Source organism: Herbaspirillum lusitanum (assembly GCF_046025995.1).
Lineage (GTDB): Bacteria > Pseudomonadota > Gammaproteobacteria > Burkholderiales > Burkholderiaceae_D > Herbaspirillum > Herbaspirillum lusitanum_A.
In genome coordinates, this window is the sequence record NZ_JAQQFM010000005.1 from 111,790 (window position 1) to 133,489 (window position 21,700).

The following is a 21,700-nucleotide window of genomic DNA, read 5'->3' on the forward strand; positions in this document are numbered from 1 at the left end:
CAGAGCGAACAGGGACTGCAGGCACAACAACTCAAGGTAGCTGCCGCTAGTGAAACCCTTCTGCGGTAAAGCGTCACGGCCGCTGTCGTTCATGCAAACGGCGGCATAGGAAAAGCGGGGCAGGAGGGCTTGATTAGCGAGAACGCTAAATTGAAAAGTAAAAAAGCCGTTTTGGCAGGCGCGTGGCCTAAACCATAAACGGCTTTCAGGAAACGGTTTTCTATTTGAATTCAATGGCTTGTATCGATAGACCGCATATGTCATCAAACGCGGCAGGATCACTTGCCAGGCGACCCTGACACGGCTTGAGATTTATCTTTCGTTTCATCGCCGACAAGAAACTGCAAGCTTCGGCGAACTTAATTCTCAAGCAATGGTTTTGACAAAGGCCAGCACTTCATCCACGTGGGCTGGAACCTTTACTCCACGCCATTCTTTCACCAATGTGCCCGATCCGTCAATCACAAAGGTGCTGCGCTCCACGCCGCGCACTTGCTTGCCATACATGTTTTTCATCTTCATGACATCGAACATGATGCACAGCGTTTCGTCAGGATCGGAGATCAGTTCGAAGGGCATGCCGAGCTTGCCCTTGAAGCCTTCGTGCGACTTGATGCTGTCGCGGCTGATACCGAAGATTTCAGTATTGTTTTTCAGGAAGTCAGGATGCAGATCGCGAAACTGCATGCCTTCGGTCGTACAGCCCGGCGTATTGTCCTTGGGATAGAAATACAGGACGATGTTCTTGCCCTTGTAGTCGGACAGATTGAAGGTCTTGCCGCTGGTCATCGCAGCCGAAAATTCGGGCACGGTCTTGTTCAAAATGGATGGTCTGTCGGTCAAAATGGCGCCCCGTTTGGTTGTCGTCTTGTTTGCTAGTGCTGGTATTTCTTAAGCTTGTAATGCTGGTATCAGATGTGCTGTGCGGTCTGTGTTGTCGCAGTGAGAGATACTTACATCGACTGCAGAATCATGTCGCCGGAACGGCCCGGCAACTCGCCCCAGGCGATAGGCAGTATCGGCAGCACATCGTCTTTCACGCTCTGGTAATAATCGCCCATCGATACCAGTTCGTAGCCTTGCGCCTTCCAGCCCGCCAGCAATTGCTCGAAGATGGGGGCAAGTTTCTGGCCTTCAAGTTCTGCATGCAGCGTGAAAACATGGTCGCGCGGCTGTGCCGTCAGACGCAGCAGCAGCGCGGCGACATTGCTGGTATCGATCGGCGTGCCGCGTATGGTGCGGCCGAGCAGCTCGTCCAGCGTCGGCAGGGTCGTCGGCAACTGCACGCAGGACAAGGTCTTGCCGCCGGCCGACAAACGATAAGGACCGGCATCGGGATCGGCCAGGCTGCCGTCTTCATTGAGTTGCGAACGGCCGTCGGACGAATATGCAATGCCGAACTGATCCAGCATGCTGAAGGCGTAATCGTTCATCTGCCAGCCCGCCGCACCGTGGGTGCCCGGCGGCACGCCGAAGATGTCGTGGAAGCGGCCATAGGCCTGCTGCATGGTTTCTTCTGTCCATTGGGTATCGGCGGTGCGCACATTGTCTTGCCACACGCGATGATCCCAGGTGTGGACGCCGCATTCAAAGCCGGCATCGCGCACCGCGCGCATGAATTGCGCGCAGGACTTGCCGATATCCGGCGCCGGCAGCAGCGTGCCATACATCAGCGTCTTGATGCCGTAGTGCTCGACCACAGAAGTGCGCGAGACCTTGCTGAAAAAACCCGGGCGGAAAATCTGTTTCAGCGCCCAGCCGGTGTGATCGTAGCCGAGCGAGAAAAGGAAGGTGGCGTTGGCCTTGTGCCGTTGTAACTGGCGCACCAGATTCGGAACGCCTTCGCGGGTGCCGCGATAGGTGTCGGCATCGATTTTGAGAGTGAGTTTAGGCAAAGTGCTGAGCTGAAAAATTCGTCTTGAGGTGAACGGCGCTGCGCGAATTCAACGCATCGCTTGGGGATTTGAGGCATGCAGAAGGTGACGGTGAAACGGAGGCAGGGGAAACATGAAACGCCATCTTGCCAAACCTTGAATCTGCCGGGCGCTGATTGTTTAAAACGTCGAGAGCAGCGTTTTTGCAAACCATGCGTCAGCCTAGCATTACGGAAGTGATAGAACAATACACAGCGGCTGCGATCAGGCTATGCAAGCGCATAAATTGAGCGAAACAGAATGCGGAGATTGTCGGTCTAGCAAGTAAGTGACAGGCTACCGCCGCTGAGCTTTGTCCATGCTGAAAAATGCTGAAGACTTGCTGAGTGTTTGCTGACAGCAGCAAGGTCTCTTTCGAAGGCGATGCGCAAAAAAATAACTCCGCCGCAGCGGAGTTATTTGTTTTTGCCCTGAAGTAATCCGGAGATCACTTCATTGCAGCGTGAGTATCAACACTCATCAGTCCATCAGCGCCTTGGCTTCCGCCACCTGGCCGCGATAAGCGTCGAAGATGTTGCGCAGGGTGTCGGCCATGGTGGTGGTCGGCTTCCAGTTCAATTCTTCGCAGGTGTTGGTGATCTTCGGCACGCGGTTCTGCACGTCCTGATAGCCCTTGCCGTAGTAGGCGGTCGAAGTGGTTTCCACCAGTTTGACCTGTTTGGCGCTGTCAGCGTACTCAGGGTACTCGGCAGCCAGCTTCAGCATCATGTCGGCCAGATCGCGGATCGAGTAGTTGTTGACCGGATTGCCGATGTTATAGATCTTGCCCGAAGCCACGCCGCCTTCGTTGGCGATGATCTTCATCAGCGCATCGATGCCGTCATCGATGTAGGTGAAGGCGCGCTTTTGCTGACCGCCATCCACCAGCGAGATGTTCTCGCCGCGCACGATGTGGCCGAAGAACTGCGTCACGACGCGCGAGCTGCCTTCCTTCGGGGTGTGGATAGAATCCAGACCGGCGCCGATCCAGTTGAACGGACGGAACAGGGTGAAGTTCAGGCCGGACTCCATGCCGTAGCCCCAGATCACGCGATCCATCAATTGCTTGGCACAGGAGTAGATCCAGCGCGGCTTGTTGATCGGGCCGCAGATCAGCTCGGATTCTTCCGAATCGAATTCTTCGTCATGGCACATGCCATAGACTTCGGACGTCGACGGGAACACCAGATGCTTCTTGTACTTGGCCGCGGAACGCACGATAGGCAGATTGGCTTCGAAGTCCAGTTCGAATACGCGCAGCGGCTGGCTGACGTAGGTCGAAGGCGTGGCGATCGCTACCAGCGGCAGGATCACGTCGCACTTCTTGACGTGGTACTCGACCCATTCCTGATTGATCGTGATGTCGCCTTCGAAGAAGTGCATGCGCGACTTGTAAGCCTCGTTTTCCAGAATGTCGGTGATGCGGTCGGTCATCATGTCCATGCCATAGACATGCCAGTCTGTGGTTTCCAGGATGCGCTTGGACAGGTGATGGCCGATGAAGCCGTTGACGCCGAGAATGAGGACTTTTTTCATGGTGTATAGCGGCCTTCAGGAGGCCATGTATTTCAGATAATTGTTGAGAGAAGCGTCCTGATCATTGATCCGGATACCCAAAATTTGCAGGAAGTTGCCGTCGCCGCAGCGCGCGTACAGGCGTCCGCCTTCAAAGAACTTGTCTTGCATGCCGTGCGCTTTCTGCAATGCAGGATGCGCAAACGGCGGCACCAGTCGCGTTCGTGTGACCGTAATTTTATCACCCGCGATTTCTTCGAAAGCGCCGGGATAGGGCGGGGCCACTGCGCGCACCAGATTATGCACTTCGCGCGCGGTTCTGCGCCAGTCCAGACGGCCGTCTTCAGGCTTGCGGCCGCCATAGTAACTGCCCTTGCTCAGATCGTTTGGCAATTGCGGGGTGCGGTCCGACAGCATCGCCGGCAGCACATTCCACAAAGTCTGCTCAGCGGCCACCACCACCTTGCCGAAGACTTCATAGGCGGTGTCTTCCGGCAGGATAGGCACCGAAGTCTGCGCCACGATGCTGCCGGCGTCCGGTTTGAGCGTCATTTCGTGCAGCGTGGCGCCGGTTTCGATCTCGCCGTGCAGCACCGCCCAGTTGATCGGCACGCGGCCGCGGTACTTCGGCAGCAGCGAACCATGCATGTTGTAGGCGCCGCGCTTGGCCACCGCCAGCAATTCCACCGGCAGCATGTGGCGATAGTAGAAGCTGAAAATGAAGTCCGGTTGCGCCGCCTGCACCTGTGCCAGCACCTGCGGCGTGCGCGGATCGGCGGGTGTGATGAAAGGAATGCCGTTGTCGCTGCACAGGGCCGCAACCGAACCGAACCAGATGTTCTCGTCCGGATTGTCCTCGTGAGTCACCACCAGCGATACGCGGACACCGCGCGCGAGCAGCACTTTGAGGCAGCGTACGCCTACATCGTGGTAGGCGAAAACGACGGCGTTCATGATGTCTGTTTTTCTTCCGAAGAGGTTTGTTCAAGAATGGTCTGCACCACATAGCGAGGGCGCGAGCGCACCTGCATGTAAATGCGGCCGATGTATTCGCCCAGCAGGCCGATACTGAAGAGGATAACGCCCATCAGGAAGAAAGTGATCGCAAACAGCGTAAATACACCGCCGACTTCAGCGCCCAGCAGCAGGCGGCGCAGCACGATCAGCACAAACAGGGCGGCCGAGGCGAACGACAGCGCGATGCCCAGCAGCGAGAAAAACTGCAGCGGCACCAGCGAAAAGCCGGTGACCAGATCGAAATTGAGGCGGATCAGGCTGTACAGCGAATACTTCGATTCGCCGGCCGAGCGCTCTTCGTGCTCAACGATGATTTCGGTAGGCTTGCGCGCGAAGGTATAGGCCAGCGCCGGCACAAAGGTGTTGACCTCGCGGCATTGGTTGACCAGGTCGATCACGTTGCGGCCGTAGGCGCGCAGCATGTTGCCCTGGTCGGTCATCTTGATGCGTGTGATTTTTTCGCGCAGGCGGTTCATGGCCTTGGAGGCCACAGTGCGCCATGCCGAGTCCTGACGCTCACGGCGGATCGAGCCGACGTAGTCGTAGCCTTCGCGCATCTTGGCGACCAGATTGCCGATTTCTTCGGGCGGATTCTGCAGGTCGGCATCGAGCGTGACGACGACGTCGCCGCGCGTGGCTTCGAAGCCGGCCATGATCGCCATATGCTGGCCGTAGTTGCCGTTGAACAAGACTACGCGCGTCACATCGGGGCGCAGGCTGAACTGCTCGGCCAGGATACCGGCCGAACGGTCGCGGCTGCCGTCGTTGACGAAAATGATTTCATAGCTGTAGCCCAGCGCGTCTAGCGCCGGATACAAGCGTTCAAACAATTTGGCGAGGCCGGATTCCTCGTTGTAAACCGGGATGACCACTGACAGTTCTGGTTTCATCGATACTCGTACTAAAAATAGGCGGAAGGCCCGATCATCGCCGCCATTCGGTTGAGCTGTGCCAACCGGCGGCGCCATGTTCAGGCCTGCCTGATTTAAATCGGGGTTAAAAAACTTGACGCAAGATTAACGAAGCACGGATTTTACAGTGTCGACGGCACGTTCCACATCTTCTTTACTCATTGCAGTAAACATCGGCAGCGACACGATCAGGCGTCCCACGCGTTCTGCAACCGGGAACATACCTTCCTTGAAGCCGCGATCGCGATAAAGTTTCAGCAAATGGATAGGCGGGTAGTGATAGCCGATGCCGACTTGCTGTTCCATCATCTTTTCCATGAAGGCGGCGCGCGTGATGCGTTCCGGCAAGACCAGCTGGAACATGTGCCAGTTGGAATTCTCGAAGTCGGCAACCGGCAGCTGGGCGCCGAATTCCGCTTCGAAGTCCTTGCCGAAGCTGGCGAAGTAGTGCTTTGCCAATTCTTTGCGCTTGGACGTGATGTGCTCGATGTGGGCGAACTGACCCAGGCCGATGGCGGCCGCAACATCGGTCATGTTGAACTTGCCGCCCAGCACATCCACTTCCAGACCGTCGAAGCCGCTGCGGGTCACGCCTTGCAGGCGATATTTTTCGGCCAGACGCGCTTCGTCGGCATTGTTCAACACCAGGCAGCCGCCTTCGGAGCTGGTGACATTCTTGTTGGCCTGAAAACTGAACGACACCATGTCACCGAATGAGCCGATGCGCTTGCCGTTCCAGGTAGAACCCAGCGCCTGCGCCGCGTCTTCCACCACGCGCAGATTGTGCTTCTTGGCAATCGCATACAAGCGATCCATGTCGGTCGGCAGACCCGACAGATAGACCGGGATGATGGCCTTGGTGCGGGGGGTGATGGCGGCTTCCAGCTTGTCCAGATCAATGTTGCGGGTGACCGGATCGATATCGGCAAACACCGGCGTGGCACCGGTTTCGATGATCACGTTGGCAGTCGCTACCCAGGAAATCGGTGTCGTGATGACCTCGTCGCCGGCGCCGATGCCGGCGATGCGCAGTGCAATTTCCATGGTGCAAGTACCCGAATTGAAGGTACGCACGATGCGGCCGCCGAAATAGTCGGACAGCTCTTTTTCGAATGCCTGGACTTTCGGACCGCTGGTGATCCAGCCGGAGCGCAGCACATCGCCGACGGCGGCAATGGTGGCTTCATCGATGGTCGGTTTGGAAAACGGGAGGAAAGGCAGGCTCATGGATGATCGCTTATGAGAGGAAGTCAGATGAAATAATGATGAGGTTGGCGGCCGGCAGGGCCGTGGCCGACAACCGCGCGCTATTGTAAATCAGCTTTTGGTCAGCAAAACCACGCCGATGATGATGACGCCGATGGCCAGGATACGCTGCGCCGACATCACTTCGCCCAGGAAATACCAGGCGCCGATGGCATTGATGATGTAGCCCAGTGACAGCAGCGGGTAGGCAATCGTCACATCCACGCGCGACAGACCGATGATCCAGACCACCACCGAAATCACGTAGCAGCTCAGGCCGCCGAGGATGGGCAATTGGGTCGCCAGCTTGAGGCCGGTACCGAACCAGTTTTCCGCCGTCAGGTGAATCGCGCCGACCGCGTTGGTGCCGGCTTTCAGCAGCAGCTGAGCGACGGCGTTGAGGCAGATGCCGACGAAAATGAAGCCGAAGGTGGTCAGGGTCATGGTGCGGTTTTCTTGTTGTCGGCGGCGGCAGGAATGGTCGCAGCGGCGCCCGGATCGTTGGCCACGATCACGCGGCGCGGATCCTGGCCGATCAGGCGCATCGGCACGCCGCGCTCCTGCAGCTTCTGATAAATCTTCGGATCCATGATGGCGATGTCCTTCTTGCCGGCATTCTTGTCCGCCACCCATTGCGCAACGAAGGCATCGACCGTCGGCATCCACAGATACGGCTCCTGCTTCAGGCCGAACTCCATTTCATCGGCGTGCTCGACCAGCGTCATGGTGCGTTGCAGATAGAACGGCAGCGCCTGTTCGTAGCGGCCGACCAGATACATCGGGGTTTCAGGCTTGAGTTCGGCCTGCAGCGCCGGCAGGTAATCGACGCCGGCCGAGTAGCGGCCTTGCGGATCATGGCCCAGCATCAGCAACTGGCCGGCGAGGAAGCCGGTGGCAGCCAGTGCCACCACGGCGGCGTCCTTGTGCTGGCGCGCCAGACGGATCGCGGCCACGCCGCCGACGAAGGCGATGATGGTCGCGGCGTAAATCCAGGGCACGTGCGCTTCCACCAGCGGCAGCGAAAACGCGTCCTTGGCCAGCGACGGCACGCGCGGAATGAAGGCCAGCGCCACTGCGCAGGGCACTGCCACCAGCGAGCCGGCCCAGGCCACCGCCTTGTAATCGGCGCGTTCCAGATAGCAGGCGATCAGAATCGCCAGAGAAGGGAAGATCGGCAGGATGTAGGACGGCAGCTTGGAGTCCGAAATGCTGAAGAACACGAAGATGAACACGGTCCAGATCAACAGCATCTTCTTCGGTTGGAAACGGCCGCTGCTCAGGCTGTTGAAGGACGAGCCGTCGCGCTGTTCGCGCACGCCCGACCACAGACCCTGAAACATCACGCCCAGCCAGGGCACCATGCCCAGCAGCAGAATCGGAATGAAGTAATACCAGGGACCGGTGCGACTGTGGATCTTGCTGGTGAAGCGCTGGAAGTGTTCATGAATGAAGAAGAACTGAGGAAATTCCGGATTCTTCATCGACACCAATACAAACCACGGCGTGGTGATGGCGAAGAACAGGATCAGGCCCTTGACCAGATGCAGGCGCTTCCAGATCGCCCAGTCGCGCAAGACCACGGTGTACAGCACCAGCACTGCGCCCGGCAGCACGATGCCGATCAATCCCTTGGACAGCACCGCCAGCGCCATGCCGGCCCAGCACAGCAGCATCCAGTTGCGCTGAGATTCGCGGGTGGCTTCGTCGCGTTGTCCCATCAGCAAACCGCACAGCGCAATCGTCATCATGCCGGTCAGGCCCATGTCGAGCGTGTTGATGTGACCCATGCCGGCCCAGAAGAAGCTCGACGCCAGCACCAGGCCTGCATAGAAACCGATGCGGCCGTTGTTGAACACGCGGCTGCCGGTGTAGACCGACAGGCCGATGCCGAGCAGGCCGCACAGGCCGGTCCACAGACGCGCCTGCCACTCGCCGAGTCCGAACAGTTCGAAGGTGACGGCGTTCATCCAGGTTTGCAGCGGCGGCTTTTCAAAATATTTGATGCCGTTCAGGCGGGTGGTGATCCAGTCCTGAGTGGCGACCATTTCGCGCGCCATTTCGGCATAGCGGCCTTCATCGGTCGGCACCAGAGTGCGTGCGCCCAGCATGTAAAGCCAGACCAGCAAAAACAGGATGACCAAGGTCCAGACGAATGCCGTCGATTTGTGCAGTTCACGCATTAATGCAGATTCCTAGAGTGTTTTTATTGTGGCGGGGTGATGATCAGCGCCAGCGCCACCTTGCGGCCTTCGGCCATCAGGATGTTGTAGGTCCGGCAAGCGGCCTGATTATCCATGCATTCCACGCCGATGCGGCGGTCGGTCAGCACCGCAGTCAGCCGGGGATGGACAAAGCGCTGGCGCTCGCCGGTGCCGACTATCACGACATCGGGCTGCGTGGAGTCGATATGGGCGAAGTGTTCCGTCGTCAGTTGCTCGAAGGAATCGACCGGCCATGGCACGGGCGGGGATTCAGGCAGCACCAGCAGGCTGTGGGTAAAGTGGACTGCGTTCAGTTCGACGCCCTGGTCGTCGTAACCGGTCACGGTCTGGTATTGCTGGGTTTGATTAGAGTGAAGCTTCATGGCGAGATGGGCCGGAATGCAGCCGGAGCGGCATGTCTTTCGGCAATCAGGTCGTAAAGTGCTGCATTGTAGCCGTTTCCTTTCCGCGGCGACGCGTATTTGATTGATAAAATCGACGGCTTTCGGCAAAATGGCCGGTTCCCGCTGAGCCCGGCTGCGGCTTAGGATGCGCCGCCTGGTGCCAGGAGGGGGACTCGAACTCGCAAACCATCTACCGATATATTGCAAATCGAAGAGCGCTAAGCGCCTGTTCCGCACCCCCCTCTGATCGGGCCGCCGGCCCGGAGACGCAAAGCAGGCGACCGGCCCGTGCTCATGCTGTGAAGAAACTGATCCGGACGATCCGGAAAGACGAGACTGCCGCGTCAGAGGACTGATTCTGCTGACTTGCTGCAAATAAACAAACTGCCAAAGGATGGTGCTGTGCGACCGATTCAGAAATCGAAGAAACTGGCCGATGTCTGCTACGACATTCGTGGTCCTGTGCTGGAAAAAGCCCGTCAGATGGAAGAAGAAGGGCAAAAGATCATCAAGCTGAACATCGGCAATCTGGCCGCCTTCGGTTTCGACGCGCCGGAAGAGATCGTGCAGGACATGATCCGCAACATGGGCAATGCCTCGGGTTATACCGACTCCAAGGGCCTGTTCGCGCCGCGCAAGTCCATCATGCATTACACCCAGCAAAAGAATATCCACGGCGTCACGATTGACGACATCTACCTCGGCAACGGCGCCTCCGAGCTGATCGTGATGAGCATGAACGCCTTGCTCAACACCGGCGACGAAGTGCTGGTGCCGTCGCCCGACTATCCGCTGTGGACGGCGGCGGTCAGCCTGTCCGGCGGCAAGCCGGTGCATTACGTGTGCGACGAGCAGGCCGGCTGGCAACCCGATATTGCCGACATCAGGAGCAAGATCAATTCGAACACCAAGGCCATCGTGGTGATCAATCCGAACAATCCTACCGGCGCGCTGTACACCACGGAAGTGCTGAAGGAACTGGTCGAGGTGGCGCGTCAGCATCAGCTGATCATCTTCGCCGACGAAATCTACGACAAGGTGCTGTACGACGGCAACACGCACACCTCGCTGGCGTCGCTGGCCGATGATGTGCTGTTCATCACCTTCAACGGCCTGTCCAAGAACTATCGCTCCTGCGGCTATCGCGCCGGCTGGATGGTGGTCTCGGGCGAAAAGAAGCACGCCAAGGATTACATCGAAGGTCTCAACATGCTGGCCTCGATGCGCCTGTGCGCCAATGCACCCGGCCAATATGCGATCCAGACCGCGCTGGGCGGTTATCAGAGTATCAACGATCTGGTCGCGCCCGGCGGCCGTCTGACCAGGCAACGCGATCTGGCGCACCAGCTGCTGACCGCCATTCCCGGCGTGACCTGCGTCAAACCGAAGTCGGCGCTGTACATGTTCCCGCGCCTCGATCCTGAAATCTATCCGATCAAGGACGATCAGGAATTCGCCTACGAATTGCTGGCAGAAGAAAAAGTGCTGATCGTGCAGGGCACCGGTTTCAACTGCCCGACGCCGGATCACTTCCGCGTGGTGTTCCTGCCGAATCCTGACGATCTGGCGGAATCGATGGGCCGTATCGCGCATTTCCTGGAAGGCTATCGCCGCCGCCACGGGACGGCCTGATGCTGCGTCAGGCGGCTTGAACTTGCCTGTTTCGGATAGCAGCATCAGCATGAGTTTTACCGCAGTACCCGCCACACCCGCGTGGCGGTCATTTTTATCAACCACGAAGACAATATGAAATCCATCAAAGTAGGTTTGCTCGGCATCGGTACCGTGGGTTCCGGTACTTTCAATGTTCTCAAGCGCAATCAGGAAGAGATTGCGCGTCGCGCGGGACGCGGCATTGAAATTACGATGGTGGCCGATCTGAACACAGAGCGCGCCACCGAGCTGACCAATGGAGAAGTCAAGGTGGTCAACGACGCCAATCTGGTGGTCAGCGACCCGGACATCGATATTGTCATCGAACTGATCGGCGGCTACGGCATCGCCAAGGATCTGGTTCTGAAGGCGATCGCCAATGGCAAGCACGTGGTCACCGCCAACAAGGCGCTGATCGCCACGCACGGCAACGAAATCTTCAAGGCCGCGCAGGAGAAGGGCGTGATGGTCGCGTTCGAAGCGGCAGTGGCCGGCGGCATCCCTATCATCAAGGCCTTGCGCGAAGGCCTGACCGCCAACCGCATTCAGTGGATCGCCGGCATCATCAACGGCACCACCAATTTCATCCTGTCCGAAATGCGCGACAAGGGGCTGGACTTCGACGTCGTGCTCAAGGAAGCGCAACGTCTGGGCTATGCCGAAGCCGATCCGACCTTCGACATCGAAGGCGTGGACGCTGCGCACAAGCTGACCATCATGGCTTCGATCGCTTTCGGTATTCCGGTGCAGTTCAACAAGGCGCACGTGGAAGGCATCACCAAGCTGCAGGCCAGCGACATCACCTACGCTGAACAGCTGGGCTATCGCATCAAGCTGCTGGGCATCACGCGCCAGACCGAGAAGGGCATCGAGCTGCGCGTGCATCCGACGCTGATCCCGACCAGCCGTCTGATCGCCAATGTCGAAGGCGCGATGAATGCGGTCATGGTGCGCGGCGACGCCGTCGGCGAAACCCTGTACTACGGCAAGGGTGCAGGCTCCGAGCCGACCGCCTCGGCCGTGATCGCCGATCTGGTTGACATCACCCGTCTGGCAACTGCCGACCCCGGGCATCGCGTGCCTTATCTGGCATTCCAGCCGAACGCCATGGCCGACACGCCGGTGCTAGCGATGCAGGATGTCACCACCAGCTACTACCTGCGCATGCATGTGGCCGACAAGCCTGGCGTGCTGGCCGACGTCACGCGCATTCTGGCGGACTCGTCAATTTCCATCGATGCCATGCTGCAGAAAGAGCCGGCCGAAGGCGAGCAGCAGACCGACATCATCATGCTGACGCATCAGACGCAGGAGCGGAACATCGAAGCGGCCATCGCCAAGATCGAAGCCCTGTCGACGGTGGTGGGCAGCGTGACCAAGATTCGTCTGGAAGAGCTGAGCTGATTGATGGCTCGGCCTTAAGCTGAGCCTCAAATGAAAACGGAGCCTGCGGGCTCCGTTTTTTGTAAGCCATTGATCGCCGGCGGTCGATGATGCCCGGAAAGAAATCGCCGGGGCCGTTTGCGCATTGAGCAGGCCGACGCGCAGAAGCGCGTCGCCAATAACAAAACGAGCGCCTCATGGGCGCTCGCTTCATTTGCGGGTACAGCGGGCGCTGCTTGCTTTACTTCTTCGGCATTTCGTAGCTGCACACTGCCTGGAACATGGCATCGGCCACCGACATCGGCTTCGGCTTGGAGAATTCCATGCCCTTGAGCGCGTCGGAATGGTTGCGCATGTCGCCCTTGCCGTCGTTTTCAGCGTAGATGATTTCATTGGTCAGCTTCATGGTGCCGGCCTTGCAGTTGTACTGGTGCATATCCTTGTAGGACTTCAGGCTGGGAAAGCCGGAATCGCCCTTGTTCGGACGCGCTTCCTTGAAATTCCACATCGACCAGGCCTGGCGGATACCGCCGCTTTCGATGATCGAGTCGGTGTCGATCGACAGTTCGGAGGTGTCCGAACCACCGATGGCTTGCCAGCTTTCGGCGTGTGCCGTAGCACAGGCCAGTGTGCCGGCAGCGATGCCTGCCGCTGCAATCCATTTCTTCATGCTGTGCTTGGTGCTTTGTTTCATGCCGTATCCTTGTTTTGTTGTAACCGTGTTTTGAGGCGCCGGCGCCGGATTAATTCACTGATCTGTCGTCTGAATCACGCTTCGCGCCCATGCTGACGGCCTTTTTTCTCCTGACTGCCATCTGCCCGAGTGGCGCAGCATAGCCTGCCTTCCGGGCCGTTTCAAGACTGGTAACGTTTTATTTCAAAACCTGCCGGCTTGTCAGCATGCGCTCAGTGATGCGGCCGGACTTACCCGCCCGGATGCGCGCCCGGATGTCGTTGCCGGCGGCGACGCGGCTATAATGTCGGTCTTTGCAACGCGCGCCCGCGCGCCTGCCGATATTTCGGCTATCGCCCATACTCACCATTACGCAAAAACATATTCAGCCATGCAATACGTATCGACTCGCGGTCACTCAGCTACTCCTTCCTTTTCCGAAATCCTGCTGGGCGGTCTGGCCCCGGACGGCGGCCTGTATCTGCCGGCACACTATCCGCAGGTAAGCGGCGCCGAGCTGGATCAATGGCGCACGCTGTCGTACGCCGACCTGGCCTACGAAGTGCTGAAGAAATTCGCGACCGATATTCCTGACGCCGATCTGAAGGCGCTGACGCACAAGACCTACACCGCCGACGTCTATCGCAACACGCGCGCCGGCGATGACGCTGCGCGCATCACGCCGCTGCGTACGCTGGAAGAGCAGGACGGCAAGAAGCTGGTGCTGCAAGGCCTTTCCAATGGCCCGACGCTGGCCTTCAAGGACATGGCAATGCAGTTGCTGGGCAATCTGTTTGAATATGCGCTGGCCAAGAAGGGCGCGGAACTCAATATCGTCGGCGCCACCTCAGGCGACACCGGCAGCGCCGCCGAGTACGCGATGCGCGGCAAGCAGGGCATACGCGTGTTCATGCTGTCGCCGCACAAGAAGATGAGCGCCTTCCAGACCGCGCAGATGTTCAGCCTGCAAGACCCCAACATCTTCAATCTGGCGGTGGAAGGCGTGTTCGACGATTGCCAGGACATCGTCAAGGCGGTGTCCAACGATCTCGATTACAAGGCCACGCAAAAGATCGGCACCGTCAATTCGATCAACTGGGCGCGCGTCGTGGCGCAGGTGGTGTACTACTTCCGCGGTTATCTGAGCGCCACCACCAGCAACGAGCAAAAGGTCTCGTTCACCGTGCCGTCCGGCAATTTCGGCAATATCTGCGCCGGCCACATCGCACGCATGATGGGCCTGCCCATCGACAAACTGGTGGTCGCCACCAATGAAAACGACGTGCTCGACGAATTCTTCCGCACCGGCGTCTACCGCGTGCGCAAGTCGGCCGAGACCTATCACACCAGCAGCCCCAGCATGGACATCAGCAAGGCCTCGAATTTCGAGCGTTTCGTGTTCGATTTGCTCGGCCGCGACAGCCAGCGTGTCAAAGACCTGTTCCACAAGGTCGAGACCGCTGGCGGTTTCGATCTGACCGGCAAGGACGGCAGCGACGGCAATGAATTCGCCAGCGTGATCCGCTACGGTTTTGCCTCCGGCAAATCGACGCACACCGATCGTCTGGAAACCATCCGCTTCGCCGAACAGGCATATGGCATCACGGTCGACACGCACACCGCCGACGGCATCAAGGTGGCGCGTGAAAACCTGACGCCGGGCGTCACCATGATCGTGCTCGAAACCGCCTTGCCGGCCAAGTTCAACGAGACCATACGCGAAGCGCTGGGACGCGACGCCGAACGTCCGGCCGGTTTTGAAAACATCGAAGCATTGCCGCAGCGCTTTGAAGTGATGCCGGCAGAGGCCGGCAAGATCAAGGCCTTCGTCGCGCAACATACCGGCCTGTAAATCCTGCGCCGGTTCGCCATGCACATGTCTTAAGCTGAACGCCGCCTAGCGGCGTTCTTCGTTTGCGGCGCCTGCTGCGGCGGATTGCTCTAAAATGGCAGGCCGTTGTATCCGGCCGGACGAAACGCTACGCGGATTACCCGGCCTTACCGATTTCACACGAACCGATCATTCCCATGCCGCCGAATTCGTCCTCTCCCGCTTCTTCAGATTCTTCCGCCGCAAGTGGCGCAGCTGGCAAGCCGATGCGGCCGCCGCTGCTCAGCGTAGCGCAGGCTCTGGAAATCCTGCTCAAGGCAGCAGCTCCTGTCAGTGAAGTCGAAGAACTGCCGACCTTGGACGCCTGCGGCCGCGTGCTGGCAGCGGCGGTGCAGTCGCAGATCAATGTGCCTGGCATGGACAATTCGCAGATGGACGGCTATGCGGTGCGCGCGGCAGATTGCGCCGGCGGCGAAGCGAAACTCAAGGTGTCGCAACGCATTCCCGCCGGCCACGTCGGCACGCCGCTGCAAGCCGGCACCGCCGCCCGCATTTTCACCGGCGCCATGATGCCGCAAGGCGCCGACGCCGCCGTCATGCAGGAAGTCTGCGAAGCGGTGCGCGAGGCCGATGGCGACTACGTTATCGTGCGCCACGCGCCGGCCAGCGGCGAATGGGTGCGCCACATCGGTGAAGACATCCGCGCCGGCAGCACCATCCTGCACGCCGGCACGCGCCTGCGTCCGCAAGAACTGGGGCTGGCGGCATCCATTGGACAGGCGACGCTGAGCGTGCGCCGCAAGTTGCGCGTGGCCGTGTTCTTCACCGGCGATGAACTGAGCATGCCGGGCGAACCGCTCAAGCCGGGCGCGATTTACAACTCCAACCGTTTTCTGCTGCGCGGCCTGTTGCAAAAGCTGGGTTGCGAGATCAGCGATTTCGGCATCGTGCCGGATCAACTGGCGGCGACGCGCCAGACTTTGCGTGCGGCGGCAGCCGCGCATGATCTGATCATCACCAGCGGCGGCGTGTCGGTGGGCGAGGAGGATCATGTCAAGCCGGCAGTCGAAGCCGAAGGGCGGCTCAATATGTGGCAGATCGCCATGAAGCCGGGCAAGCCGCTGGCCTTCGGCGAAGTTGATCGCGCCGTCGATAGCAGCAAGGGCGGTGGCTCCGGCAGCAGCAACGGTCCGGCCTTCTTCATCGGCCTGCCGGGCAATCCGGTCTCGTCCTTCGTCACCTTCCTGATGTTCGTGCGGCCGTTCATCCTGCGTCTGCAGGGCATGGATGCCGCCGCAGTCGCGCCGCAAGTCACCGCGATGCGCGCCGATTTCAACTGGCCCAAAGCCGACAAGCGTCAGGAATTCCTGCGCGTGCGGCGCAACGCCGAAGGCGGGCTGGATCTGTTCCCCAGCCAGGGTTCCAACGTGCTGACCTCCACCGTGTGGGCCGACGGCCTGGTCGATAATCCACCGGGCCAGACCATTGCCGCCGGCGATATGGTGCGCTTCATTTCTTTCTCGGATGTGCTTTCATGAAAATCGAATTACGTTTCTTCGCCAGCGTGCGCGAAGCGCTGCAAACCTCGCAGGAAGTCCTTGAGGTGCCGCCCGGCGTCAAAACCGTGGGCGACGTCCGTGCTTTTCTGATGGGCCGCGGCGGTATCTGGGCCGAAGTGCTGGCGCCGGAAAAAGCTCTGCGCATGGCCTACGATCAGGTGATGACCGAAGCCGACACGCTGATCGAAGACGATGGCGAAGTGGCTTTCTTCCCGCCGGTAACCGGTGGCTGAGCCGGCCGGTTTTGTCTTTTGCCACCGCACAATGAGCCGCTCATGAATCAGACTTCGCTCGTCACGTTGGACCACTATCAGCGCAATGCAGAACAGTTCCGCGAAGGTACCTGGGATCATGACGTCAGCCAGAACATCGCCGCGTTGCTGGATGGCTTGAAGACCGGCTACGCCTTGCCGGGGGCAGATGCTGACGCCGCTTTTTCCATCCTCGATTTCGGCTGTGGGCCGGGGCGTGATCTGCTGGCGTTCAAGGCGCTCGGGCATCAGCCGGTCGGCCTCGATGGCACACTGGGTTTCGTCGAGATGGCGCGCGCGGCATCGGGCTGCGAGGTCTGGCATCAGGACTTTCTACAACTGGACTTGCCCGCCGGGCGCTTCGATGGCGTGTATGCCAATGCCTCGCTGTTTCACGTGCCGTCGGCCGCTTTGCCGAGTGTGCTGGCGCAATTGCATGCGACGCTGAAAACCGGCGGGATTCTGTTCAGCTCCAATCCGCGCGGCGACGACAAGGAGGGCTGGAGCGGTGAGCGCTATGGCGTCTGGCACAGCCTGGAAGGCTGGCGGCGTTACCTGCTCGCTGCAGGTTTTTCCGAATTGCGGCATTATTACCGGCCTGACGGCCTGCCGCGCGAGCAACAGCCCTGGCTTGCCAGCCTGTGGCGCAGGAATTGAAGCGCGGAGAGTTCGCGATTGCCGCATGAAGTTGAACCGAAATCCGATATCTGCTGCCGGATCTCGGTCAAATGCGCAATCAAACGAGCCCGGCCAAGGCAATAATTCAACAAGAACAGACCTACCTGATCCATCCTCATCCATGAGCCTGCAAACCTTTTTGCTGTATGTCGCCGCCGTTTTCGTCCTGACCGTCACGCCGGGCCCGGCGGTACTGATGTGCATCACCAACGGCATCCATCACGGCACACGGCGCGCGCTTGTCAGCGCACTCGGCAGCATCACCGCAGTGTGCTGCATCATGGCGGTGTCGGCCGCCGGTCTCGGTGCGATTCTTGCCGGTTCGGAGAAGGTCTTTCTCGTGTTGAAATGGCTGGGCGTGGCTTACCTCGGCTATATCGGCTGCAAGACGTTTTTCTCCAGGCAGTCGGCGTTCGATATGGCACCGTCGAAAGAGGGCGGCGCCGATGCTGAGTCAGCCGCCTCCACCGCCCTTGTCGAATCCGGCGCCACGCGTCGCAAGATCCTGCTGCGCCTGTATCTGCAAGGACTGCTGGTCGGCGGCAGCAATCCCAAGGCCTTGCTGTTCTTCACCGCATTTTTTCCTCAGTTCATCGATCCGCATGCAGCGCAATTGCCGCAATTTCTGATGCTGGGCGCGACCTTCGTCTGTTTTGAGTTGTTCTGGCTCAGCTTCTATGCCGCCTTCGCCGCGCGCGTCGCGCCGTGGCTGGCAACGCCCGGCCGGGCGCGCCTGTTCAACCGCCTGTCGGGCGCGACCTTCATCGGCGCCGGTGCGCTGCTGGCGGGTGTACGGCAATAGACGGCTGATGCAGCGCCGATGCAGGAACCCAGCTGAACACGTAAATTAAAGGAATACAGAAGCGGAACGCGGAAGCACATTTCTGCGTATGAGCATCCGGACAATCCAGTTTCTTTGGGAGGAAATCGAAGCATGTCGCCAACATGCCCGTCGGGGGAGACTTACAAGACATCGTTCAACGATGCGTACTCATCCACACCTAAAGAAGGATTCAGACGTGATTTCTACCCAATTGGCCGCCTGGGCGGCCCATGACACACAACTGCTGCTAGTGACGCTGGCGGCGCTGCTGACGATTGTGGCGCTGATCAGCTTTCTCAGCATCGCACCGTTTCTCGCCATCCTGATCGGCACCTTCGTCGCCGGCATCGGGGCCGGCCTGCCGCTGGAACATATCGCCACCGCATTCAGCAAGGGCGCCGGCAGCATTCTCGGCGAAGCCGGCATCATCATTGCGCTCGGCGCCATGCTGGGGGCGCTGATGGCGGACTCCGGCGCCGCCGACCGCATCGTCAGCACCTTGCTGCAATATGCGCGCGGCAGGGCCATTCCCTGGATGATGGCGGTGGTGGCGCTGGTGATCGGCCTGCCGCTGTTCTTTGAAGTGGGTCTGGTGATGATGGCGCCGATCATCTTCGTGATGGCGCGCCGTTCCGACATGCCTATCATGCGCGTGGCGATTCCTGCACTGGCTGGCATGACCACCTTGCACGCCTTGCTGCCGCCGCATCCTGGCCCGCTGATCGCCGTCAGTGCGCTGCACGCCGACCTCGGCACCACCATGCTGCTGGGCTTCATCGTTGCGATTCCGGCGGTCATCATCGCCGGTCCGCTGTACGGCAACTGGCTGGCGCCGCGCCTGAACGTGAGCGAGCCGGATCAGATCGGCAAGCTGTTCAGCGCCCGCGAAGACCAGTCGCAACCGGGCTTTCTGCCTTCCATCATCACCATTCTGCTGCCCGTCCTGCTGATGCTGGGGCGCACCGTCGCCAAGATCTGGCTGACGCCCAAGACCGAGCTGTTCGAGATGCTCAACTTCTTCGGCGAGCCCATCATTGCGCTGACCGTCACGGTGCTGTTCGCGGTCGTGGTGCTGGGCTGGAGCCAGGGCACCAGCCGCTTCGTGGTGGGCACCACGCTGCGCAAGGCGCTGCCGCCGATCGCCGGTCTCTTGCTGACCATAGGCGCGGGCGGCGGCCTCAAGCAGGCGCTGCTGACTGCAGGTATCAGCGACACTATTACCAAGGTTGCTACCGGCACCCATGTACCGCTGATCCTGCTGGCCTGGATCATCGCCGTGGCGCTGCGTCAGGCCACCGGTTCGGCTACCGTGGCCACCACCGCCACGGCAGGCATCGTCGCGCCGCTGGTGGCGGGGCTGTCGCCTACACATAATTCCTTGATGGCTTTGGCCATCGGCGCCGGTTCGGTGTTCTTCTGCCACGTCAACGACGCCGGCTTCTGGATGGTGAAGGAATACTTCGGACTCAACCTGAAGCAGACGCTGGCGACCTGGTCGGTGATTCAGACCCTGGTGTCGGTGATCGGTCTGGGCATGACGCTGCTGTTGTGGGGCTTTCTGGTCTGATGGCAGTTTGCGGGCGGTATCTGAACGGACCGCCGCAGCCTGAAAAAAAGACGGAGGCCGGGGCCTCCGTTTTTCTTTTGTCCTGGCGCTGGGGTGCTGGCGCGCGTCGAATGCAGGCCGCACGCTGCTGGTAGAATCAGGGGCCGCAAGTTCCCGCGCATTGATATGCGCTATCACCCTTTTTCAAACAGATTCAGCCATGCCCGTCCGCGTCCAGTCCGCCGATTTCGATCTCTCCGCTGAGGTGGCGCAACTGCGCCGTGACAATCCGCAGGTCGGCGCGGTGGCGGCTTTCGTCGGCGCGGTGCGCGACCTCAATGACGGCGCGCAGGTGTCGGAGCTGGAACTGGAACACTATCCCGGCATGACCGAGCGTGCGCTGGAAGAGATCGTCGGCGATGCACGGCGGCGCTGGCAGATCATTGATGCGCTGGTGATTCATCGCGTCGGCCCGCTGCTGCCGCTGGATCAGATCGTGCTGGTGGCGGTGATTTCGCGGCATCGCGGCGAAGCCTTCGCCGCCTGTGAATACATCATGGACTATCTGAAAACGCAGGCGCCGTTCTGGAAAAAGGAACAGACGCCGCAGGGCGCGCGCTGGGTCGATGCGCGCGAGAGCGATGCGCAGGCGCTCGCCAAATGGAACAAATTTTAAGGAACTCCGCTCTTGCCATTCCCATTCAGAATGCCGCGCATGCCCGTTTTGCCGACCACCGCCACCGCACCGTTCTGTCCGGCAGAAATCGCCGGCACCATTGCGGTGCCGCCCGGTGCCGGCGTCTGGCAAAAAATCAAACTCTATGTCGGCCCCGGCTTGCTGATTTCTATCGGCTATATGGATCCCGGCAACTGGGCCACGTCGATACAGGCCGGCTCCCAGTTCGGTTATCAATTGCTGTTCGTGGTCTTGCTGTCGAGTCTGGCGGCGATTTTGCTGCAATGCCTGTGCGCGCGTCTGGGCATTGCCACCGGCAAGGATCTGGCGGTGCATACGCGCGAGCAATATTCGCCGCTGGCGGGCAAGGGAATGTGGCTGATGGCCGAGCTGTCCATCATCGCCTGCGATCTGGCCGAGGTGCTGGGTTGCGCACTGGCCTTTCATCTCTTGCTGGGCGTGTCGCTGCCGGTCGGCGTGATGCTGACCGCGCTCGATACCCTGATCGTGCTGGGCCTCAAAGGGCGCGGCTTCCGCCAGATTGAGGCCATCATTCTCGGGCTAGTGATCACCATCGCCGCCTGCCTGCTGGCGCAACTTGCCTTCGTCAAGGCCGACTGGCATGCCGTCATACAGGGTTTCGTGCCGTCCTTGTCGGCGCTGTCCGGGCGCGAGCCGCTGTATCTGGCGATCGGCATCGTCGGCGCCACCGTGATGCCGCACAACCTGTATCTGCATTCCTCCATCGTGCAGACGCGCAGCGTGCAGCGCGATCCGGCTTCCTTGCTGGACGCAGTGCGCTACACCCGGGTCGACACCATCGTTTCGCTGATGATTGCGATGGCGATCAACGCTGCCATTCTGATTCTGGCGGCCTCGGCTTTCCATCGCACCGGCAATACGACCGTGGCCGATCTGGATGTGGCCTATCACCTGCTCGATCCGATCACCGGTTCCTCGATGGCGGCGGTGCTGTTCGGACTGGGCTTGTTTGCGGCCGGCCAGAGTTCGACTTTCACCGGCACGATAGCCGGGCAGGTGATCATGGACGGCTTTTTGCAGATGCGGATTCCGTGCTGGCAGCGACGCATCATCACGCGTGGACTGGCGCTGATCCCGGCGCTGATCGGGGTATTGATGCTGGGCTCGCAATCGGTGGGCCGTCTGCTGGTGTTGAGCCAGGTGGTGTTGAGCCTGCAATTGCCGTTCGCCATGTATCCCCTGATCCGTCTCACCAACCGCCGCGATCTGATGGGCGATCTGGTCAATTCCTGGCTGGTGAAGGCGGTGGCCTGGCTGTTGTTCGTGACGATTTCCGCGGCAAACATCTGGCTGGTGATTCAGGTGTTTGCCGATTAACTGCCCGCAAATGAAAACGGCTTCCGAAGTGAAGTTCGGAAGCCGTTTTTTTACTTCTGCGG

At 59.8% G+C, this 21,700-nt stretch carries 20 protein-coding genes; 10 read left to right on the top strand and 10 right to left on the bottom strand.

What is annotated here, in order from left to right; genetic code table 11:
• Window positions 1-366: 366 nt before the first annotated feature.
• The 9 genes from PQR62_RS11855 to PQR62_RS11895 all read right to left on the bottom strand — a co-directional run bounded on the left by PQR62_RS11855 (window position 367) and on the right by PQR62_RS11895 (window position 9,185).
• Window positions 367-843, bottom strand: coding sequence for a peroxiredoxin (locus PQR62_RS11855; RefSeq protein ID WP_408158089.1), 477 nt, complete (start codon window positions 841-843; stop codon window positions 367-369).
• A gap of 110 nt (window positions 844-953) precedes the next feature.
• Window positions 954-1,895, bottom strand: coding sequence for a polysaccharide deacetylase family protein (locus PQR62_RS11860; RefSeq protein ID WP_408158091.1), 942 nt, complete (start codon window positions 1,893-1,895; stop codon window positions 954-956).
• Between the two features lie 498 nt (window positions 1,896-2,393).
• Entirely contained in the window at window positions 2,394-3,449 is a 1,056-nt protein-coding gene (locus PQR62_RS11865) for a bifunctional UDP-4-keto-pentose/UDP-xylose synthase (RefSeq protein WP_408158093.1), read from the bottom strand.
• Window positions 3,450-3,464: 15 nt separating this feature from the next.
• A complete protein-coding gene (locus tag PQR62_RS11870; RefSeq protein WP_408158095.1) occupies window positions 3,465-4,382 on the bottom strand; it encodes a formyltransferase in 918 nt (305 codons plus the stop codon).
• Window positions 4,379-5,335: a glycosyltransferase gene (locus PQR62_RS11875; RefSeq protein WP_408158097.1), complete on the bottom strand. Its 957-nt coding sequence runs from the start codon at window positions 5,333-5,335 to the stop codon at window positions 4,379-4,381. The genes PQR62_RS11870 and PQR62_RS11875 overlap by 4 nt, the downstream gene beginning before the upstream one ends.
• A gap of 126 nt (window positions 5,336-5,461) precedes the next feature.
• Window positions 5,462-6,583, bottom strand: coding sequence for a DegT/DnrJ/EryC1/StrS family aminotransferase (locus PQR62_RS11880; protein WP_408158099.1), 1,122 nt, complete (start codon window positions 6,581-6,583; stop codon window positions 5,462-5,464).
• A gap of 90 nt (window positions 6,584-6,673) precedes the next feature.
• Entirely contained in the window at window positions 6,674-7,045 is a 372-nt protein-coding gene (locus PQR62_RS11885; protein WP_408158101.1) for an EamA family transporter, read from the bottom strand.
• Window positions 7,042-8,781: a glycosyltransferase family 39 protein gene (locus tag PQR62_RS11890; RefSeq protein WP_408158103.1), complete on the bottom strand. Its 1,740-nt coding sequence runs from the start codon at window positions 8,779-8,781 to the stop codon at window positions 7,042-7,044. Before PQR62_RS11890 ends, PQR62_RS11885 begins: the two co-directional genes overlap by 4 nt.
• A gap of 23 nt (window positions 8,782-8,804) precedes the next feature.
• A complete protein-coding gene (locus PQR62_RS11895; RefSeq protein WP_408158105.1) occupies window positions 8,805-9,185 on the bottom strand; it encodes an Mth938-like domain-containing protein in 381 nt (126 codons plus the stop codon).
• A 423-nt stretch (window positions 9,186-9,608) separates the two neighbouring features.
• Between PQR62_RS11895 and PQR62_RS11900 the strand changes: the two genes are divergently transcribed.
• Together PQR62_RS11900 and PQR62_RS11905 are read left to right on the top strand one after the other, a co-directional pair.
• The gene (locus tag PQR62_RS11900) at window positions 9,609-10,838 is read left to right on the top strand and encodes a pyridoxal phosphate-dependent aminotransferase (protein ID WP_408158107.1); all 1,230 of its coding nucleotides are present in this window, start codon (window positions 9,609-9,611) and stop codon (window positions 10,836-10,838) included.
• Between the two features lie 114 nt (window positions 10,839-10,952).
• Window positions 10,953-12,263 (top strand): homoserine dehydrogenase, encoded by a 1,311-nt coding sequence (locus tag PQR62_RS11905; RefSeq protein ID WP_408158109.1) that lies wholly within the window; start codon window positions 10,953-10,955, stop codon window positions 12,261-12,263.
• Between the two features lie 220 nt (window positions 12,264-12,483).
• On the opposite strand, the gene PQR62_RS11910 is transcribed toward PQR62_RS11905, so the two are convergent.
• Window positions 12,484-12,936: a surface-adhesin E family protein gene (locus PQR62_RS11910; RefSeq protein ID WP_408158111.1), complete on the bottom strand. Its 453-nt coding sequence runs from the start codon at window positions 12,934-12,936 to the stop codon at window positions 12,484-12,486.
• Window positions 12,937-13,306: 370 nt separating this feature from the next.
• Here PQR62_RS11910 and thrC point away from each other — a divergent pair, with 370 nt between their 5' ends.
• From thrC to PQR62_RS11950, 8 genes are all read left to right on the top strand, one after another.
• Entirely contained in the window at window positions 13,307-14,767 is a 1,461-nt protein-coding gene (gene thrC, locus PQR62_RS11915) for a threonine synthase (RefSeq protein WP_408158112.1), read from the top strand.
• Between the two features lie 245 nt (window positions 14,768-15,012).
• Window positions 15,013-16,284, top strand: coding sequence for a molybdopterin molybdotransferase MoeA (locus PQR62_RS11920; protein ID WP_408158114.1), 1,272 nt, complete (start codon window positions 15,013-15,015; stop codon window positions 16,282-16,284).
• Window positions 16,281-16,538, top strand: coding sequence for a molybdopterin converting factor subunit 1 (gene moaD / locus PQR62_RS11925; RefSeq protein WP_408158116.1), 258 nt, complete (start codon window positions 16,281-16,283; stop codon window positions 16,536-16,538). The genes PQR62_RS11920 and moaD overlap by 4 nt, the downstream gene beginning before the upstream one ends.
• A gap of 42 nt (window positions 16,539-16,580) precedes the next feature.
• Window positions 16,581-17,213 (top strand): class I SAM-dependent methyltransferase, encoded by a 633-nt coding sequence (locus tag PQR62_RS11930; protein ID WP_408158118.1) that lies wholly within the window; start codon window positions 16,581-16,583, stop codon window positions 17,211-17,213.
• A gap of 142 nt (window positions 17,214-17,355) precedes the next feature.
• Window positions 17,356-18,036, top strand: coding sequence for a LysE family translocator (locus PQR62_RS11935; protein WP_408158120.1), 681 nt, complete (start codon window positions 17,356-17,358; stop codon window positions 18,034-18,036).
• A gap of 217 nt (window positions 18,037-18,253) precedes the next feature.
• On the top strand, window positions 18,254-19,624 hold the full coding sequence (locus PQR62_RS11940) for a GntT/GntP/DsdX family permease (protein ID WP_408158122.1): 1,371 nt from the start codon (window positions 18,254-18,256) through the stop codon (window positions 19,622-19,624).
• 199 nt (window positions 19,625-19,823) lie between these two features.
• Entirely contained in the window at window positions 19,824-20,279 is a 456-nt protein-coding gene (moaE, locus tag PQR62_RS11945) for a molybdopterin synthase catalytic subunit MoaE (protein WP_408158124.1), read from the top strand.
• 30 nt (window positions 20,280-20,309) lie between these two features.
• A complete protein-coding gene (locus PQR62_RS11950) occupies window positions 20,310-21,638 on the top strand; it encodes an Nramp family divalent metal transporter (RefSeq protein WP_408158539.1) in 1,329 nt (442 codons plus the stop codon).
• Window positions 21,639-21,700 lie beyond the last annotated feature (62 nt).

Excerpts from the sequence above, each read along its gene's own strand:
- PQR62_RS11865 (WP_408158093.1), bottom strand. The coding sequence starts at position 3,449 with ATGAAAAAAGTCCTCATTCTCGGCGTCAACGGCTTCATCGGCCATCAC.
- PQR62_RS11870 (WP_408158095.1), bottom strand. The coding sequence starts at position 4,382 with ATGAACGCCGTCGTTTTCGCCTACCACGATGTAGGCGTACGCTGCCTC.
- PQR62_RS11875 (WP_408158097.1), bottom strand. The coding sequence starts at position 5,335 with ATGAAACCAGAACTGTCAGTGGTCATCCCGGTTTACAACGAGGAATCC.
- PQR62_RS11880 (WP_408158099.1), bottom strand. The coding sequence starts at position 6,583 with ATGAGCCTGCCTTTCCTCCCGTTTTCCAAACCGACCATCGATGAAGCC.
- PQR62_RS11885 (WP_408158101.1), bottom strand. The coding sequence starts at position 7,045 with ATGACCCTGACCACCTTCGGCTTCATTTTCGTCGGCATCTGCCTCAAC.
- PQR62_RS11890 (WP_408158103.1), bottom strand. The coding sequence starts at position 8,781 with ATGCGTGAACTGCACAAATCGACGGCATTCGTCTGGACCTTGGTCATC.
- PQR62_RS11895 (WP_408158105.1), bottom strand. The coding sequence starts at position 9,185 with ATGAAGCTTCACTCTAATCAAACCCAGCAATACCAGACCGTGACCGGT.
- PQR62_RS11905 (WP_408158109.1), top strand. The coding sequence starts at position 10,953 with ATGAAATCCATCAAAGTAGGTTTGCTCGGCATCGGTACCGTGGGTTCC.
- PQR62_RS11910 (WP_408158111.1), bottom strand. The coding sequence starts at position 12,936 with ATGAAACAAAGCACCAAGCACAGCATGAAGAAATGGATTGCAGCGGCA.
- thrC (WP_408158112.1), top strand. The coding sequence starts at position 13,307 with ATGCAATACGTATCGACTCGCGGTCACTCAGCTACTCCTTCCTTTTCC.
- PQR62_RS11920 (WP_408158114.1), top strand. The coding sequence starts at position 15,013 with ATGCGGCCGCCGCTGCTCAGCGTAGCGCAGGCTCTGGAAATCCTGCTC.
- moaD (WP_408158116.1), top strand. The coding sequence starts at position 16,281 with ATGAAAATCGAATTACGTTTCTTCGCCAGCGTGCGCGAAGCGCTGCAA.
- PQR62_RS11930 (WP_408158118.1), top strand. The coding sequence starts at position 16,581 with ATGAATCAGACTTCGCTCGTCACGTTGGACCACTATCAGCGCAATGCA.
- PQR62_RS11935 (WP_408158120.1), top strand. The coding sequence starts at position 17,356 with ATGAGCCTGCAAACCTTTTTGCTGTATGTCGCCGCCGTTTTCGTCCTG.
- moaE (WP_408158124.1), top strand. The coding sequence starts at position 19,824 with ATGCCCGTCCGCGTCCAGTCCGCCGATTTCGATCTCTCCGCTGAGGTG.
- PQR62_RS11950 (WP_408158539.1), top strand. The coding sequence starts at position 20,310 with ATGCCGCGCATGCCCGTTTTGCCGACCACCGCCACCGCACCGTTCTGT.